This window comes from Pseudomonas sp. GW821-FHT04D07, from assembly GCF_059420225.1.
Map to the genome: position 1 here is coordinate 467,051 of NZ_JBWKTH010000001.1, position 15,820 is coordinate 482,870.

At 61.1% G+C, this 15,820-nt stretch carries 18 protein-coding genes and 1 tRNA gene; 10 read left to right on the forward strand and 9 right to left on the reverse strand.

Annotated elements, in window-relative coordinates:
- Positions 1 to 29 precede the first annotated feature (29 nt).
- The gene (locus AC07T0_RS02185) at positions 30 to 2,003 is read left to right on the forward strand and encodes a putative bifunctional diguanylate cyclase/phosphodiesterase (RefSeq protein ID WP_494999647.1); all 1,974 of its coding nucleotides are present in this window, start codon (positions 30 to 32) and stop codon (positions 2,001 to 2,003) included.
- A 28-nt stretch (positions 2,004 to 2,031) separates the two neighbouring features.
- Here the strand turns inward: AC07T0_RS02185 and AC07T0_RS02190 are convergent, their stop codons facing one another.
- Positions 2,032 to 2,274 (reverse strand): co-regulatory protein PtrA N-terminal domain-containing protein, encoded by a 243-nt coding sequence (locus AC07T0_RS02190; RefSeq protein WP_494999648.1) that lies wholly within the window; start codon positions 2,272 to 2,274, stop codon positions 2,032 to 2,034.
- Between the two features lie 12 nt (positions 2,275 to 2,286).
- Positions 2,287 to 3,189 carry a type I pantothenate kinase gene (gene coaA / locus AC07T0_RS02195; protein ID WP_494999649.1) on the reverse strand — a complete coding sequence of 301 codons (903 nt, stop codon included), beginning with the start codon at positions 3,187 to 3,189 and terminating at the stop codon, positions 2,287 to 2,289.
- Between the two features lie 268 nt (positions 3,190 to 3,457).
- On the opposite strand from coaA, the gene nadA reads away from it, so the two are divergent.
- On the forward strand, positions 3,458 to 4,516 hold the full coding sequence (gene nadA / locus AC07T0_RS02200) for a quinolinate synthase NadA (RefSeq protein WP_494999650.1): 1,059 nt from the start codon (positions 3,458 to 3,460) through the stop codon (positions 4,514 to 4,516).
- Positions 4,517 to 4,655: 139 nt separating this feature from the next.
- On the opposite strand, the gene AC07T0_RS02205 is transcribed toward nadA, so the two are convergent.
- The gene (locus AC07T0_RS02205; protein WP_494999651.1) at positions 4,656 to 6,089 is read right to left on the reverse strand and encodes a M48 family metalloprotease; all 1,434 of its coding nucleotides are present in this window, start codon (positions 6,087 to 6,089) and stop codon (positions 4,656 to 4,658) included.
- Between the two features lie 127 nt (positions 6,090 to 6,216).
- On the opposite strand from AC07T0_RS02205, the gene AC07T0_RS02210 reads away from it, so the two are divergent.
- Positions 6,217 to 6,456, forward strand: coding sequence for a sulfurtransferase TusA family protein (locus AC07T0_RS02210; RefSeq protein WP_103498659.1), 240 nt, complete (start codon positions 6,217 to 6,219; stop codon positions 6,454 to 6,456).
- 14 nt (positions 6,457 to 6,470) lie between these two features.
- Here AC07T0_RS02210 and AC07T0_RS02215 read toward each other — a convergent pair whose 3' ends face one another.
- Both AC07T0_RS02215 and AC07T0_RS02220 read right to left on the reverse strand, forming a co-directional pair.
- Positions 6,471 to 6,944 carry a peroxiredoxin gene (locus tag AC07T0_RS02215; protein WP_494999652.1) on the reverse strand — a complete coding sequence of 158 codons (474 nt, stop codon included), beginning with the start codon at positions 6,942 to 6,944 and terminating at the stop codon, positions 6,471 to 6,473.
- Between the two features lie 10 nt (positions 6,945 to 6,954).
- On the reverse strand, positions 6,955 to 7,515 hold the full coding sequence (locus AC07T0_RS02220) for a glycine cleavage system transcriptional repressor (protein WP_100938862.1): 561 nt from the start codon (positions 7,513 to 7,515) through the stop codon (positions 6,955 to 6,957).
- A 327-nt stretch (positions 7,516 to 7,842) separates the two neighbouring features.
- On the opposite strand from AC07T0_RS02220, the gene dapA reads away from it, so the two are divergent.
- The 6 genes from dapA to AC07T0_RS02250 all read left to right on the forward strand — a co-directional run bounded on the left by dapA (position 7,843) and on the right by AC07T0_RS02250 (position 13,306).
- The gene (dapA, locus tag AC07T0_RS02225) at positions 7,843 to 8,721 is read left to right on the forward strand and encodes a 4-hydroxy-tetrahydrodipicolinate synthase (protein WP_494999653.1); all 879 of its coding nucleotides are present in this window, start codon (positions 7,843 to 7,845) and stop codon (positions 8,719 to 8,721) included.
- 17 nt (positions 8,722 to 8,738) lie between these two features.
- The gene (bamC, locus tag AC07T0_RS02230; RefSeq protein ID WP_494999654.1) at positions 8,739 to 9,842 is read left to right on the forward strand and encodes an NlpB/DapX family lipoprotein; all 1,104 of its coding nucleotides are present in this window, start codon (positions 8,739 to 8,741) and stop codon (positions 9,840 to 9,842) included.
- A 4-nt stretch (positions 9,843 to 9,846) separates the two neighbouring features.
- Entirely contained in the window at positions 9,847 to 10,647 is an 801-nt protein-coding gene (locus AC07T0_RS02235; protein WP_177099987.1) for an MBL fold metallo-hydrolase, read from the forward strand.
- On the forward strand, positions 10,634 to 11,344 hold the full coding sequence (gene purC / locus AC07T0_RS02240; RefSeq protein ID WP_248745063.1) for a phosphoribosylaminoimidazolesuccinocarboxamide synthase: 711 nt from the start codon (positions 10,634 to 10,636) through the stop codon (positions 11,342 to 11,344). The genes AC07T0_RS02235 and purC overlap by 14 nt, the downstream gene beginning before the upstream one ends.
- Before the next feature lie 84 nt (positions 11,345 to 11,428).
- Positions 11,429 to 11,518, forward strand: a tRNA-Ser gene (locus AC07T0_RS02245).
- A gap of 867 nt (positions 11,519 to 12,385) precedes the next feature.
- Complete coding sequence (locus AC07T0_RS02250) at positions 12,386 to 13,306, forward strand: LysR family transcriptional regulator (RefSeq protein ID WP_494999655.1); 921 nt, start codon at positions 12,386 to 12,388, stop codon at positions 13,304 to 13,306.
- Positions 13,307 to 13,340: 34 nt separating this feature from the next.
- On the opposite strand, the gene AC07T0_RS02255 is transcribed toward AC07T0_RS02250, so the two are convergent.
- Together AC07T0_RS02255 and AC07T0_RS02260 are read right to left on the reverse strand one after the other, a co-directional pair.
- Positions 13,341 to 13,622, reverse strand: a complete 282-nt coding sequence (locus AC07T0_RS02255; protein WP_100938869.1) for an addiction module antidote protein — start codon at positions 13,620 to 13,622, stop codon at positions 13,341 to 13,343.
- The gene (locus AC07T0_RS02260) at positions 13,619 to 13,840 is read right to left on the reverse strand and encodes a type II toxin-antitoxin system RelE/ParE family toxin (protein ID WP_494999656.1); all 222 of its coding nucleotides are present in this window, start codon (positions 13,838 to 13,840) and stop codon (positions 13,619 to 13,621) included. Before AC07T0_RS02260 ends, AC07T0_RS02255 begins: the two co-directional genes overlap by 4 nt.
- A gap of 271 nt (positions 13,841 to 14,111) precedes the next feature.
- Here AC07T0_RS02260 and AC07T0_RS02265 point away from each other — a divergent pair, with 271 nt between their 5' ends.
- Complete coding sequence (locus tag AC07T0_RS02265) at positions 14,112 to 14,471, forward strand: 5-carboxymethyl-2-hydroxymuconate Delta-isomerase (RefSeq protein WP_494999657.1); 360 nt, start codon at positions 14,112 to 14,114, stop codon at positions 14,469 to 14,471.
- A 152-nt stretch (positions 14,472 to 14,623) separates the two neighbouring features.
- On the opposite strand, the gene cynS is transcribed toward AC07T0_RS02265, so the two are convergent.
- Together cynS and AC07T0_RS02275 are read right to left on the reverse strand one after the other, a co-directional pair.
- Positions 14,624 to 15,094: a cyanase gene (cynS, locus tag AC07T0_RS02270; protein ID WP_494999658.1), complete on the reverse strand. Its 471-nt coding sequence runs from the start codon at positions 15,092 to 15,094 to the stop codon at positions 14,624 to 14,626.
- Positions 15,095 to 15,128: 34 nt separating this feature from the next.
- Positions 15,129 to 15,788, reverse strand: coding sequence for a carbonic anhydrase (locus AC07T0_RS02275; protein WP_494999659.1), 660 nt, complete (start codon positions 15,786 to 15,788; stop codon positions 15,129 to 15,131).
- Positions 15,789 to 15,820: the final 32 nt, after the last annotated feature.

Genomic DNA, 15,820 nt, shown 5'->3' on the forward strand with positions numbered 1-15,820 from the left:
CTTCACTGCGCAGACAGAGAGGCATTGTAATGATAAGAACGCTCCTGGATACGCTGCGGACCTTGTTGTCCGTCCCCCATGACAACCCCAAGCTGCTTCAGGCCCAGTACGTTGCCTTGTCGCGGCAGCTGCCGCTGATGTACCTGGTCTTGCTGCTCAACATGTGGGCGCTTGCCGTCACTCATCTGAGCACCGCACCTTTTTGGCTGTCGTTCGTCATCCCACTGATCATGACGCTGATCTGTGTACTGCGCGCACGCATGTGGTTACGTTGTTCCGGACATTTGCCGGCCGATGCGCAAATCCTGGCGTCCCTGCGGCGAACCAATCAGTTGGTGCCGATTATGGCCAGTGCTTTCACCGCCTGGTCCCTGGCCCTGTATCCCTACGGCGACGCCTATTCACAGTCTCAAATCGCCTTTTTCATGGGGATTACGGTGATCGTCTGCATTTTTTGCATGATGCACCTGCGCCCCGCGGCGCTGACCGCCACACTGCTGGTCAACGTCGCCTTCGTGATTTTTTTCGCCTCCACCCACAATCCGGCCTTTATTGCCACGGCGGTGAACATCCTGTTGGTGTCATTGGCGATGTTGATCATCCTGCAGCATCACTATCGCGACTTCACCCGTTTGGTGAATGTGCAGGCGCAAACCGAACGGCTGAGCAACGAGAACCTGCGGCTGGCCAATCAGGACAGCCTGACCGGGTTGCCCAACCGGCGCCAGTTTTTCACCACCCTGGAAAGCGCCATGAGCCAGGCGCTCGCCAAGGAAACGCGCCTCGCGGTAGGGATCCTCGATCTCGATGGATTCAAGCCGGTGAACGATCTCTACGGCCATAGCGTAGGCGACAAGATTCTGACCATGGTCGGTGGGCGGTTGCTGCAGTTGGCCGGTGCCACGGTGCATGTGGCGCGGCTGGGTGGCGATGAGTTCGCCCTGGTGCTCGAAGGCGATCTCAGCGACGAGGAGCTGCAGGTATTCGGCAAGACCGTATGCGAGCAGTTGCACGTGGAATTTTTGCTGGTGGATGTGCCGATCCAGATCGGCGGCACTCTGGGCATCGCCACGTTTCCCCAGGGGGCCGCCAATACCAAGGAGCTTTTCGAATACGCGGACTATGCGCTGTATCAAGGCAAGCACCATAGTCCGGGGTCGGTGTGCCTGTTCTCGACCAGCCATCGCGAGCAGCTGCATCGCGATGCCATCACCGAGCAGGCGTTGCGCAGGGCTGTGCTGGACAAGGAGTTTTTCGTGCTGTTTCAGCCGATTCTCGACAGTTGCAGTCGCGAGACGGTCGCCTTCGAGGCATTGGCCCGCTGGGACAGCCCCGAGCTGGGCCTGGTTTCCCCGGTGCGGTTCATTCCGATTGCCGAACGCATCGGCCTGATCAATCGCCTCACGCTACCGTTGTTGCGGCAGGCGTTGGAGATGGCGCGGTCCTGGCCGGAAGGCATACGGCTTTCATTCAATCTGTCGGTCCACGATTGCGGCTCCCATGACAGCGTGCGGTCGATCATCGATGTGATCAACGCCAGTGGCTTCAATCCCGCGCACCTGGACCTGGAAATCACTGAAACCGTGGTCATGCAGGACATTCTCCAGGTGCAATGGGCGATCGAGCAGTTTCGCGAGCTGGGCTGCGGTATCTCGCTGGACGATTTCGGCACCGGCTATTCCAGTCTGAGTCAGTTGCACGCCCTGGCGCTGACCAAGCTCAAGATCGATCGCCGCTTCGTCACCGATATTCATGTCAATCCCGCGAGCTACAAGATCGTCAAGTCGCTGGTGGCCTTGAGCCTGGACATGGGCTTGGAGTGTGTGGTCGAGGGGGTCGAGACACAGGATGAACTCAAGGCCCTGCGTAGCCTGGGGTGTACGCAGGTGCAGGGCTTTTTCTTCAGTCGTCCGGTGGCTTTCGCCGATACCCTGGCCTGGCTGGCGCACGCTGAAGTGCGGCGACGGCAATGGCAAGCCGAGCAGGCGCTGGATTCAGCGTAACCCGAGCCTGTTGCCACGGGCGCGCGGTTCAGGGCTGGTCTACAGATTTTTCCACGGGCGCCGAGCCTGCTATCCGAGCCGCGAGGCGAGCTTTGGCGGCTTGTTGGGCGCTGACAATCGCCTTGGCATCCTGACGCTCGAGGAAGCGTGCCATCGACTCGTCGCGCTGGGCTTGCGCGCGGGCGATCACTCGGTTGCTACCGCCTTCGGCGAGTGCCATGACCGGGATGCTCAGCAAGGTGACGCTCAACAATGCTCTGAGGAGCTTCATGGGGACTCAGCCTCAACGTAACCAGATTTCGCTGACCGAATGGTCCGCCGCCTTGCGCAGCACCAGATCCGCCCGTTCGCGGGTCGGCAGAATGTTTTCCAGCAGGTTGACCCGGTTGATATCCCGCCAGATCTGGCGCGCGGCTTCGGGGGCCTCCTCGGGCGTCAGGTCGGCCAGTTTGCGGAAGTACGCACCGCGGGCGCGGAACGAGGTTTTCTGCAGCATCAGAAAACGCGCCACGTACCACTGCTCGATATCTTGTTCATCGGCATCCAGGTACACCGAAAAATCGAAGAAGTCGGAGACGATGGTGGAGGGTTTCTGCCCGTCGACGCCATCGGTCTGCAGCACGTTGAGGCCTTCGAAGATCAAGATGTCCGGCTGGTCGATTACCTGGTACTGGTCGGGCACGATGTCGTAGCTGACATGGGAGTAGATCGGCGCCTCGATATTGTGTTCGCCGGCTTTCACGGCCGCGAGAAACTTGACCATATGCTTGCGATCGTAGCTCTCCGGAAAACCCTTGCGGTGCATGATGCCATCGGCCACCAGCTTGCTGTTGGGGTAGAGAAAGCCGTCGGTGGTGACCAGGGCGACATTCGGGTGATCCGGCCAGCGCGCCATGACCGCCTGCAGTACGCGGGCAAAGGTGCTCTTGCCGACCGCGACGCTGCCGGCGATGGCCACGATATACGGGCCGCGGTGGGTTGGGCGACCGAGAAAGGTATCGCGGATGCCCGTCAGTTGGCGGGCTGCGCCGATGTGCAGGTTGATCAGCCGCGACAGGGGCAGGTAGACGTTGGCGACATCTTCCAGGGAGACGTCTTCGTTTACGCCGCGTAATGCCGACAAATCTTCTTCCGAGAGGGTCAACGGCGTGCTGGCACGCAGTTCCGCCCACTCGTTGCGGGTCATTACGAGGTACTCATCGGATCTCATCGGTTGCCATCCAGGCCTCTTCAATGGGCGGATTATCCAACGCTTTGCCCCCACTTGTCCGAAGATCAGAATAATCTTTTGAATTCATTGGATATTCTGTAGCCTTGCGGCGCTGCAAAGCAGTCCATGCCTGATGGATTCACTTTCCCGGCCCGTACATTGCACTGAATATCCCGTCTCGGAAAGGGGCGGGGGCCGGGGTATACTCGACTTTCGCGCTCTCGCGCTTGCAGGTCTTGCGAACATGACGCAGATTTCCGAACGCCTTCTGGTTCAAGCCCACCTTGACGCCAAGCACCCCAAACCCCTGAGTGCCGCCGAAGAGGCGCAGCTACGTGCGCAGATCGCCGCTGAGCTCAAGGCCCAGGATGCCGTGCTGGTGGCCCACTTCTATTGCGATCCGGTGATCCAGGCGCTGGCCGAGGAAACCGGCGGCTGTGTCTCCGACTCCCTGGAAATGGCCCGCTTCGGTGCCGCCCATCCGGCCAAGACCGTACTGGTGGCCGGGGTGCGTTTCATGGGCGAGACCGCCAAGATCCTCACCCCGGAAAAACGCATCCTGATGCCGACCCTGGAAGCGACCTGCTCGCTGGACCTGGGTTGCCCGGTGGATGAGTTTTCTGCGTTCTGCGACCAGCATCCCGAGCGCACGGTGGTGGTGTATGCCAACACCTCGGCGGCGGTGAAGGCGCGGGCCGACTGGGTGGTGACTTCCAGTTGTGCACTGGAGATCGTCGAAAGCCTGATGGACAACGGCGAAACCATCATCTGGGCACCGGACAAGCACCTGGGGCGCTATATCCAGAAGGAAACCGGCGCCGATATGTTGCTCTGGGACGGGGCCTGCATCGTCCACGAGGAGTTCAAGTCCAAGCAGTTGGAGGACATGAAGGCGTTGTATCCCGAGGCGGCGATCCTGGTGCACCCCGAGTCGCCGGAGTCGGTGATCGAGCTGGCCGATGCGGTGGGTTCCACCAGCCAGTTGATCGCGGCGGCGCAGCGCCTGCCGAACAAGACCTTTATCGTGGCCACCGACCGCGGCATTTTCTACAAGATGCAGCAGCTGTGTCCGGACAAGGTCTTCATCGAAGCGCCGACCGCCGGTAACGGCGCGGCGTGCCGCAGTTGCGCGCACTGCCCGTGGATGGCCATGAACACCCTGGAGCGCACCTTGCAGTGCCTGCGCGAGGGTAGCAACGAGATCTTCGTTGATGCGGCGGTGATTCCCCGCGCGGTTCGCCCACTCAAGCGCATGCTGGATTTCACCCAGGCGGCGCGCCTGAAACTGGCGGGGAATGCCTGAGAGGCATTTGGCGACGGCTCACCCCTGTAGGAGCGAGCTTGCTCGCGATGGACGTCAACGATAACGCAGGGCACCTGATACCCCGCAGTGCCTGGGTTACCATCGCGAGCAAGCTCGCTCCTACAGGGGGCTGATGTTGTCAGCCGCCCATCAGATCCTTGACCATGCGTTCCTGATCAATCAATTCCTTCTGGCGCGCATCGATGCGTGAGGCCAGTTGGAAGTTCGGTGCGCGGCGCTTGGCGAAGTCCAGTTGCTGGATCGCCTGCTTGAAGTCGCCCACCAGGGCAAAGTATTCGGCCCGCGCCTGGTGCAGGCCGATGATATTGCCGGACTGGCCACGGGTTTCGGCGAGCTGATACCAGACATCCGGATCGTCCTGGCGCGTCTTCAACAAGTCGTCCAGGGCCTTTTCCGCCTCGGCCGGGCGATTCTGCTTGATCAGCAGGTCGATACGCTCCTGCTTCAGCGGGTAGCTGGCGGGATATTGCAGCAACATCTTGTCGGTCCGTTGCAGCGCTTCGGGGAACCGACTAGCTGCGGTGTCCAGATCGATCTGGGCCAGGTTGTAGGTGATGTCGTTGGGCGACTTGTCCAGCAGCGGCTTGAGGGTCGCGCGCGCCTCGTTCAACTGCGTGCCCTTGACCTGGGCGATGGCCAGACCGTAGCGCGCCACCTCGGACTTGGGGTTCTCGTCCAGCTGCGCCCGAAAACGCTTGGCCGCCAGCCCCGGGGAGTCTTCATAGGACAGCACCACGCGGGCCCGGATCAACTGATAACGCAGGCTGTCCTCGATGCCGCCGGGCTTGGATTGCTCGGCGCGGTTGCGGGTGTCGGCGATCCGCGACTCGGTGACCGGGTGGGTCAGGAGGAATTCTGGCGGCTTGGCGTCGAAGCGGTAGATGCGCATCAGTCGCTCGAACATGGTTGGCATCGAGCGTGGATCGTAACCAGCTTTTTCCAGGGTGAGGATGCCGATGCGGTCGGCTTCCTGTTCGTTCTGACGGGAGAACCGCTGTTTCTCCTGGAAGGCCGCGGCCTGGGTGCCGGCGATGGTGGCAATACCGGCGTCGCCGCCGCCCGCCGCCGCGATCACGATCCCGGTCAGCAGGGCCGCCATCATCGGCAGTTGCATGCGTTGCTGGGCTTCCACGCCGCGGGCGAAGTGACGTTGCGACAAGTGCGCCAGTTCGTGGGCGAGTACCGCGGCGTATTCGCCCTCGGTCTGGGCGTTGAGGAACAGGCCGCCGTTGATCCCGACAATCCCGCCGGGGGCGGCGAAGGCGTTGAGCTGGTTGCTGTCGATCAGGATGAACACCAGGCGCCGGTCCTGGACCTGGCTGCTTTCCGCCAGTTTGTAGACCGTGCTCTCGACGTAATCCTTGAGCTGCGGGTCATTGAGTTGCTTGACCTCGCTGCGCAACAGGCTCAGCCAGGCACGACCCAGCTGGAACTCTTGTTGCGGGGAGACAATGGCGGAACTGGCGTCGCCAAGTGACGGCAGGTCGTCGGCGAAGCCGGGGGAGGCGAGCAGGCAGGCGAGCGTCAACAGGGTGGGGCGCAGAAAGGTCATGCACAGGGCTCTGAGTCGGCAAAGTCCTTACTGTAGCCGGACACTGGGCTTGCCACCAGAGCCGCTTCCACTTGAGGTATTCTAAGCGCTTCGAATCGACCATCCGGCGCGCGCCAGGAGTGAAGCAATGACCGAAGTTGTAGAGCACGACGCCGAGCTGGACGCCAGTGGCCTGAACTGCCCGCTGCCGTTGCTCAAGGCCAAGCTGGAACTCAATCGCCTGGCCAGTGGCGCGGTGCTCAAGGTGATTGCCACCGATGCCGGATCGCAGCGCGATTTTCGGACTTTCGCCAGGCTCGCCGGACACATCCTGATTCATGAAGAGGAAGCGTCCGGCGTTTATCGTTACTGGTTGCGTAAAGCCTGACGCAGCGCGTCGGCTCAGGCCTGGTGCAGGGCCTGGGCCGCCGCGAGCACGGCGTCGACATGGCCGGGGACTTTCACGCCGCGCCATTCCTGGCGCAGCACGCCCTGGGCATCGATCAAAAAGGTGCTGCGGTCCACGCCCAGGTATTCCTTGCCGTAGAGCTTCTTCAGCTTGATCACGTCGAACAGCTGGCAGACGGCCTCGTCCTTGTCGCTGATCAGCTCGAACGGGAACGCCTGCTTGCCCTTGAAGTTCTCGTGGGCCTTCAGGCTGTCGCGGGACACGCCGAAGACCTCGGTGTTGGCGGCCTGGAAGGCCGGGTACTGGTCACGAAAGCCCTGGCCCTCGGTGGTGCAGCCCGGGGTGCTGTCCTTGGGGTAGAAATAGATCACCACCTGCTTGCCCTTGAGGCCCGCGAGGCTGACGGTCTGCCCGCTGGTGGCCGGTGCCTGGAAATCGGCGACGGGTTGATCGATAACGACGGCCATGGAGGTTTCCTTACATTGGGTTCTGTGGGCGCCACGGTTCGATCAGCGCGTCGAGGTTCATCGCGTCGGCGAAGTCCAGGAACTGATCGCGCAACCAGCTGATCTGCACGCCGGCAGGCAGGGTCACGGTAAAGGTGGCGTTGAGCATGGTGCCGCCGGTCTGGGGCGCCAGGTACGTGTCGCAGGTCAGGTTTTCCAGCTCGACGTTATGGTCCATAAAGAACTGGCACAGCTCGTTGATGATGTCCGAGCGGTAGGCCGAGCTGACATAAGCGACGTACGGCAGCGCCTGGGGACGGCTCTCCAGGGCACCGCTGCGCACCACGCTGACGATGAAGGCATGCTTCTTCGCCAGGTTCGGCAATCCGGCTTCAAGGCGCGCCAGGGCGTCCCAGCTACCGGAAATCTGCAGGACCAGCGCACTGTACTCGCCGTGGCGGGTCAGGCGTGAGGTTACGACGGCGCAGCGATTTTCATGGCTGGCGCGGCACAGGACGTTGGTCAGCTCCATGGGGTTGGCGCCGAGGGCACTGATAACAAGGAATTGTTCGCGGACTGTGGGGGTGGACATGCAGCATTCCTAAAGCGATGAGCGGTCGGTACCTTGGGGGCGGTCAGGGGCTGGGTTCGGGTATCCGGATGCGGATGGCGAGGCCTGGAATCGAGCGCTGGTGCCGGGTTCCGCCTCGCAGAGGACGGGCGGCGGCCAGGCCGGAACGGGCTTCGGGCAGCGAAAATGGAGGCTGGAACCCGGCACATGAGCGACTCAGTACCGATCAAAGTCTGAAGGGTAGCGAAAACCTGCGCTCAGGGGAATGCTCATAGACAGTACTTCGCTTGTACAAGCCTGATGGCGCCAGTACCATTACCGCTCTCTTTTTCCGGCAGGAGCGGTTGCATGATTGCGGGCAGTATGGTGGCACTGGTCACACCCATGGATGCACAGGGTCGTCTTGACTGGGACAGCCTGAGCAAACTGGTGGACTTCCACCTGCAAAACGGCACCAACGCCATTGTCGCGGTCGGCACCACTGGTGAGTCGGCCACTCTCGATGTGAACGAACATATCGAAGTGATTCGTCGCGTGGTTGACCAGGTGGCGGGGCGTATCCCGGTGATTGCCGGTACGGGCGCCAATTCGACCCGTGAAGCGATCGAACTGACCACCAACGCGAAAAACGCTGGCGCCGATGCGTGCCTGCTGGTGACCCCTTATTACAACAAGCCGACCCAGGAAGGCCTGTACCAGCATTTCCGCACCATCGCCGAAGCGGTCGATATCCCGCAGATCCTCTACAACGTTCCGGGTCGTACCGCGTGCGACATGCAGGCCGAGACCGTGATTCGCCTGTCGAGCGTACCGAACATCATCGGTATCAAGGAAGCCACCGGCGACCTGGAGCGAGCCAAGGCGATCCTGGCCGGTGTGAGCAGCGATTTCCTGGTGTACTCCGGTGATGACGCCACCGCGGTCGAGCTGATGCTGCTCGGCGGCAAGGGCAATATCTCGGTGACCGCCAACGTCGCGCCCCGTGAAATGAGCGACCTGTGCGCCGCCGCCATGGCCGGCAAGGCCGACGAGGCGCGGGCGATTCACGAAAAACTGATGCCGCTGAACAAGACCCTGTTCATCGAATCCAACCCTATCCCCGTGAAATGGGCACTGCATGAGATGGGCTTGATGCCGGACGGTATCCGTCTGCCGCTCACCTGGCTCAGTGCGCCCTGTCACGAACCGCTGCGGCAGGCCATGCGCCAGTCCGGCGTCCTGGTTTAATTGAGGAAATACCCCGCATGAAGCGATTGGCCGGACTTTCTGCACTTGCCTTGATTATCTCCAGCACCAGTGGCTGCGCCTGGCTGTGGGGCCCGGAAGGATATTTCCGCGACCGCGGCAGCGATTACCTGGATTCGAAACAGACACCGGCCATGCAGTTGCCGGCGGATGTCACCACCAGCAAGCGTCTTGACCCCTTGCTGCCGATTCCGCGCAACGTCGCTGACGACACCGCCAAGGGCCCGTACGAAGTGCCGCGTCCGCTGCCTTTGCAGGTCGCGGCCAGCGCCAGCGACTACAGCCTGCAGAAAAGCGGCGATTCGCGTTGGGTAATGGCCCAGCATACCCCGGCCGAAGTCTGGCCAGTGGCCTTGCAGTTCTTCCAGGACAACGGTTTCCGGATCGACGCGCAACGCCCGCAGACCGGTGAGTTCACCACGGCCTGGCAGCGCTCCGATGAGCTCTCGGCGGTGATGGGCAAGCGCCTGGCGGCGGGTGACAACGAAACCCGCGTGCGGGTCCGGATCGAGCCGGGCGTGCAACGCAATACCAGTGAAGTCTATGTGGTCAGTGCCCAGCGCCCGGCCGGCAGCACCGCCAACGTCGATTTCACCCCGCGTTCGGTCAATCTCGGCCTGGATTCGGCGCTGGTCGACGAAATGCTCTCGAGCATGAGTCGCAGCGCCGAGAAGGGCGGTTCGGTGTCGTTGCTGGCCGCGCGTGATTTCGATACCCCAAGCCGTGTCAGCCTGAGCCAGGACGGTAGCGGCAACCCGGTGCTCAACGTCGGTGAAGACCTCGACCGTGCCTGGTCGAGTGTCGGCCGTGCGCTGGAGCAGGGTGAGTGGCGCGTGGAAGACATCAACCGCAGCCTGGGCCTGTACTACATCAACCTGGCGGAAAAAGCCGAGAAGAAGAACGACGAGCCTGGCTTCTTCGGTCGTCTGTTCGGCAGCAAGCCGAGCAAGGAAGAGATCGAAACCCGTGCCGTGCGTTATCAGGTTCGCCTGAGCAAGGTCGGCGACAACGTCCAGGTGACCGTCGAGAAGGACATCAACACCGTGGCACCGGCCGATGTGGCCCGTCGGGTGTTGGGCGTGATTCAAGACAACCTGGGCTGATCCGGTGCGGTTTGCCGTTCTCGGCAGTGGTAGCCAAGGGAACGGCACGCTGATCGCCAGTGAAGACACGCTGATCCTGGTCGATTGTGGTTTCTCGCTGCGGGAAACCGAGCGACGTCTGGCCCGCCTCGGGGTGAGTCCGACGCAGTTGAGCGCGATTCTGGTCACTCACGAACATGCCGACCACGTGCATGGCGTGGGTTTGCTGTCTCGGCGCTACAATCTACCGGTGTATCTGAGCCGTGGCACCTTGCGCGGCTTGCGCAAGCCCATCGAGCCGGCGGGTTTCGTGGCTGGCGGCGAGACCTTGCGGATTGGCGGCTTGAGCATCGAGGTGGTGTCGGTGGCTCACGATGCCCTTGAGCCGACGCAGTACGTATTCAGTGACGGTCGGCGGCGTTTCGGCCTGCTGACCGACCTGGGTTCCTATTGTGGCCGGGTCATGGACAGCTACAGCGGTCTCGATGCCTTGATGATCGAGTCCAACCATTGTCGCGACCTGCTGGGGCGTGGGCATTACCCGGCCTTTCTCAAGCAACGGGTCGGTGGTGAACTGGGACATTTGAACAACCACCAGGCCGCGAGCCTGGTGGCCGAGTTGGGCTGGCAAGACCTGCAACACCTGGTACTGGCCCACCTGAGCAGCAAGAACAACCTGCCGCGGCTGGCCCGGCAATGTTTTGTCGACACCCTTGGGTGCGACCCGGACTGGCTGCAATTGGCCGATCAAGATTCAGGGCTCGACTGGCGACATATCGCCTGGCCCAACAACTTAACAAGCGGAGCCCATCATGGAAAAACGTGAAGAACTCTACCGCGGCAAAGCCAAGTCGGTGTACAAGACCGACGACGCCGACCGTTTGATCCTGCTGTTTCGCAACGACACTTCGGCGTTCGACGGCAAGCGCATCGAACAGCTGGACCGCAAGGGCATGGTGAACAACAAGTTCAACGCCTTCATCATGCAGAAGCTCGAAGCGGCCGGTATTCCGACCCAGTTCGACAAGCTGCTGGGCGACAACGAATGCCTGGTGAAGAAGCTCGACATGATCCCGGTGGAATGCGTGGTGCGTAACTACGCGGCCGGCAGCCTGGTCAAGCGCCTGGGCGTGGAAGAGGGCCTGAAGCTCAATCCCTACACCTTCGAACTGTTCCTCAAGGACGACGCCAAGGGCGACCCGTTCATCAACGAATCCCACGTCGTGGCATTCGGTTGGGGCACTGCCGAGCAATTGGCGAAGATGAAAGAGCTGTCGCTCAAGGTCAACGAAGTGCTGAGCCAGCTGTTCGACGAAGCCGGCTTGCTGCTGGTGGACTTCAAGCTGGAGTTCGGCGTATTCCACGGCCAGATCGTGCTGGGCGACGAGTTCAGCCCGGACGGCTGCCGCCTGTGGGACAAGGAAACACGCAAGAAGATGGACAAGGACCGCTTCCGCCAGGGCCTCGGTGATGTTATCGAAGCCTACGAAGAAGTCGCCAAGCGTCTGGGCGTACCGCTGTAATCGACGCAAGCATCTGATAGCACGTAATTTTTTTGCAATTGGGGCTTCGCTTCCGGCAAAAGTGTTGTTATGATGCGCGCCGTTGGAGAGATGCCAGAGTGGCCGAATGGGACGGATTCGAAATCCGTTGTACCTTCACCGGTACCTAGGGTTCGAATCCCTATCTCTCCGCCATACATAGAAAAGCCCCTGAAGTCGCGAGATTTCAGGGGCTTTTCCGTTTCCGCCAAAGGCTAATCTATACTCACCCTGTCGCCTGAGGGCTGTCGCCAAGCCGTGGGTTATCTTCCGCGATTCATACACGCATGACCGTTACTGACGGTGGATGCGTTTATAGGAATAAACGGAGATAAACCCCATGTCTGCAATTTATGGATTGACCAGGCCGCTTGTCAAAATGGCAATTATCGTTTCAGTGCTCTCTCTTTGGCCGATAGTGGCTTCTGCTGAGCTGCCTGCGGGTATAGGTTTTCAGTGGCTGTGCACCATGAGGTACATAGGTGGTGACGGTCAGCCGAGTCGAGTGATGACTGGGCGTATATTTCAATACACTCACGGTCTGTTCAGCCCGGAAGGTCTTACCCAGGATATTATTGGCCGCAAGGCCGAGGAATATCGGCCGACGGCTGTGCGGATAGCCGGAGAGAAATTCCCCCCGCTTGATGCCTCGGAAAGGGAACGTTCGGTAAGGTGTGTTCTTGACCGCCCCAACGGTCAAGCGCTCCCCAATGAAGAATTCAACTACCACTGCGATATCCCGGGCGCAACCGTGGAGCCTGGGGTTCCCCGGTGCTGAGAAACACTTTGGATGAGTCTGCCGTCATGGCTGGGCACTTAGTCGTTTCGGTGCGGTGCCTTCAAACAAGCCCGGTCCTTGTATCGGGCTTGTTTGTTAATCAGCCAATAGAGGGTAACGACGCTACAATGCTCAGCTATTTCGTGGGTACCGTTGTTTGTCCGCACAACCCGTCCCTTCGTCGTCTGGACACGTCCGTTCTTGCCTTCCTACACTGAGGCGCAATCGAGGAGCTGGGGCCATAGATGAACCGCAACGAACTGCGTAAAGCCGACATCAATCTGATGGTGGTGTTCGAAACACTGATGCTCGAACGCAATGTGACGCGGGTGGCGGAGAAGCTGTTTCTGGGTCAGCCGACCATCAGTTCGGCGCTCAATCGCCTGCGGGCAATGTTCAATGACCCGCTGTTTATCCGCGTCGGGCACCGCATGGAGCCCACTGCGCGGGCCGAGGAGATCATCCTGCACCTGTCGCCGGCGCTGGATTCGCTGTCGAATGCCTTGAGCCTGACCCACGACTTCGACCCGGCCAGCAGCACCATGACCTTTCGCATCGGCCTGTCGGACGATGTCGAGTTCGGCTTGTTGCCGACGCTGCTGCGAGCCTTGCGCCAGGAAGCGCCGAATGTGGTGATCGTGGTTCAGCATGTTGACTACTGGCGCATTCCCGACCTGCTGGCCTCCGGCGATATTACCGTGGGCATCAGCCAGACCCGGGGCCTGCCGGCCAATGCCAAGCGCAAGCTGTTGCGTCATATCCAGCCGATGATCCTGCGCGCCGACGCCTCGACGACGCCCTTGACCCTCGATGAGTACTGCGCGCGGCCGCATGTCCTGGTGTCCCACACCGCCAATATCAGCAGCCTGGCCGACGAGTGGCTGGCGGAAATCGGCCGCAAGCGCCATGTGGTGCTCTCGGTGCCGCAATACAGCGCCTTGCCGGCCTTGCTCGCGGGCACCGATCTGGTCGCCAGCCTACCGGATTACACGGCCAAGGCCATGGCCGCGTCGGGACTGCTGTTTGATGAACCGCTGCCGTTCAAGGTGCCCAACCTGGACTTGTCGATGGTCTGGCTCGGTATCGTCGATACCGATCCGGCCGAACGGTGGTTGCGCTCGCGGCTTGAGCATTTCATGAGTGATCGGCAACCCCTGGCGCCTTGATGGTGGCGGTGTGAGGCGCCCTGACGGGGTTGGCTCAGGTGGGCTGCACCACCAGTTCCACGCCCAGGGCGTCAACCAGCTTCAGCAGGGTGTCGTAGCGGGGTTTGGCTCCGGGAGCCAGGGCCTTGTAGAGACTCTCGCGACCCATGCCGGAGTCGCGGGCAACCCGGGTCATGCCACGGGCCTTGGCGACGGCGGCCAGTGCCGCGAGAAATACGTCGGGATTCTTGTCTTTCAGGGCCACGTTGAGCAGCTCGGCAATGGTCGCCTCGTCGCTCAGATAGTCACTGGCTTCAAAGGGTTTCAGCGTGGTCATGTTCGATCACCTCGTTCGATCTCGCTCAGGATCAGCCTGGCGTGTTGGATATCACGTTTTTGCGATGACTTGTCGCCCGCACACAGCAGCAAAATCAGAATCTCACCCCGGCGAGCGAAATAGACGCGATAGCCGGGGCCTGTATGAATACGCATCTCACTCACCCCGTCGGTGACTCTCCTCGTATCCCCCAGGGCACCAAATTGTGCCGAGATCAAGCGGGAGAGAATGCGTGCCTTGGCGATGGGGGGCCTTCAGTCGCCGCAGCCAATGGTCAAACACCTCGGTAGTGATGAGGGTGTGTGTTGGTTTTGAGTGTAGTAGTTCGGATACGATTTTCAAAGTGGCCACGCTATTTTTTTACCTAGACCTCTTTGTATTTGGTCCAGGAGCGGCCATTGCGCCAATGCGTTATCGTTTCATGATCTTTCCCGAAGGCCGCGTGCTATATCTGTGCGCCTTCCCATTCCGCTGTTTCGGAGCCTGCCAATGCCTCACGTTTTCCTGGAGTACACCCCCAACCTGACTGACTTCGACGCCGACAAGGCGTTGTTGCGTATCAACCATGCGCTGGTGGCCTCCGGTCAGTTTGGTGCCGAGTTCGATATCAAGAGCCGGGCCACGCAACTGGGGGCGTTTCGTGTGGGGACGGGGTTGGGCGAGCGGGGGTTTGTGCATGTAAAGCTGGCGCTGTTGAGCGGGCGCTCGGCACAGATCAAGACACAACTTTCCGAGAGCCTGCTGACGGGATTGAAGGATCTCGGTGACTGGCCGGAAGGTATCGAAGTACAACTGTCGGTGGAAGTGGTGGACCTGGATCGCGAGTCTTACGCCAAGGTGACGCTCTGATCCGGCAGCAAACCCGCTCCTGACAACACCGCAAACCCTGTAGGAGCCGGCTTGCCGGCGATGGCGTGCGCAAGGACGCTGCAAGGCGCAAGGACCTTATCGCCAGCAAGCTGGCTCCTGCAGGTGCGGTGTTTCAGCGGGAAAGACCTTGATCAGAACGGTTTGGTCGGCAGGTATTTGCCATCCAGGGTGATGACCGCGCGTGAACCACCATCCGGGTCCTCGACCTTCTTGATGTCCAGCTTGAAGTTGATGGCACTGATGATGCCGTCGCCGAACTGTTCGTGGACCAGGGCCTTCAGGGTGGTGCCGTAGACCTGGATCATTTCGTAGAAACGATAGATCGTCGGGTCGGTCGGGATGCCGGAGCCAATGCTGCCGCGCAATGGCACGCTTTGCAGCAGGCGGCTGGCGTCCTGGTCCAGGCCGAGCTTTTCACAGACCACGTTGGCGGCGCTGGCCGGCAGCGGGTGCTGGCCGAGCAGGGCGGCGGTGACGAAGGCCAGGCTCAGGCCGGTGCCGTCGGTCAGGTCCTGCCAGGACAGGTTCAGGCGTTGCTTGGCGTCGATGATGGTATCAGCCAGGGCCAGGCGTGGAGCTTGTGCGAATTGGGACTGCAACATGGTGATTTCCTCGTTTTCGTCAGTAGGATTCAGGTCAGGCGACCTGTGAAAATTGTGTCGACAGCGCGCAGGCCTGCGGCTGTTCGGTAAGTGAGACAAAGCGACCGGTGCTGCCGTCGAGGGCGGCGATGGAACCGCTCTCGATGTCGTACACCCAGCCATGCAGGTTCAGCCGACCTTGTTCCAGCGCCAGGGCAACCGAGGGGTGAGTCTTCAGGTTAGCCAACTGGGCGATCACGTTTTCTCGGACCAGGGCGTCCAGCCGGGCCTCGGTCGAGGCATGGTTGCGGGCGGCATTGATGACCTTGGCCGATTCGGCGTGGCGCAGCCAGTTGGCCACCGCCGGTAGGTGGTCGAGGCATTTGCAGGTGGAAATGGCGGTCATCGCACCGCAGTCGGAATGGCCGCAGATCACGATATCGCGCACCCCGAGCACCGCCACCGCATACTCCACCGTGGCCGAGACGCCGCCCGGCTCCGGGCCGTAGGAGGGCACGATGTTGCCGGCATTGCGAATCACGAACAGATCGCCGGGCTCTTGCTGGGTCAGCAGTTCCGGCACCACCCGGCTGTCCGAGCAGGTGACGAACAGGGTGCCGGGGTTCTGGGTGGTTGCCAGTTGCTTGAACAGGGCGCTGCGGGTCGGAAAGGCTTCGCGTTGGAACTTCAGGAATCCGTCGATGATGGCTTGCATGGGGCTTCTCCTTGCGTGTGGCTGATGGGGCA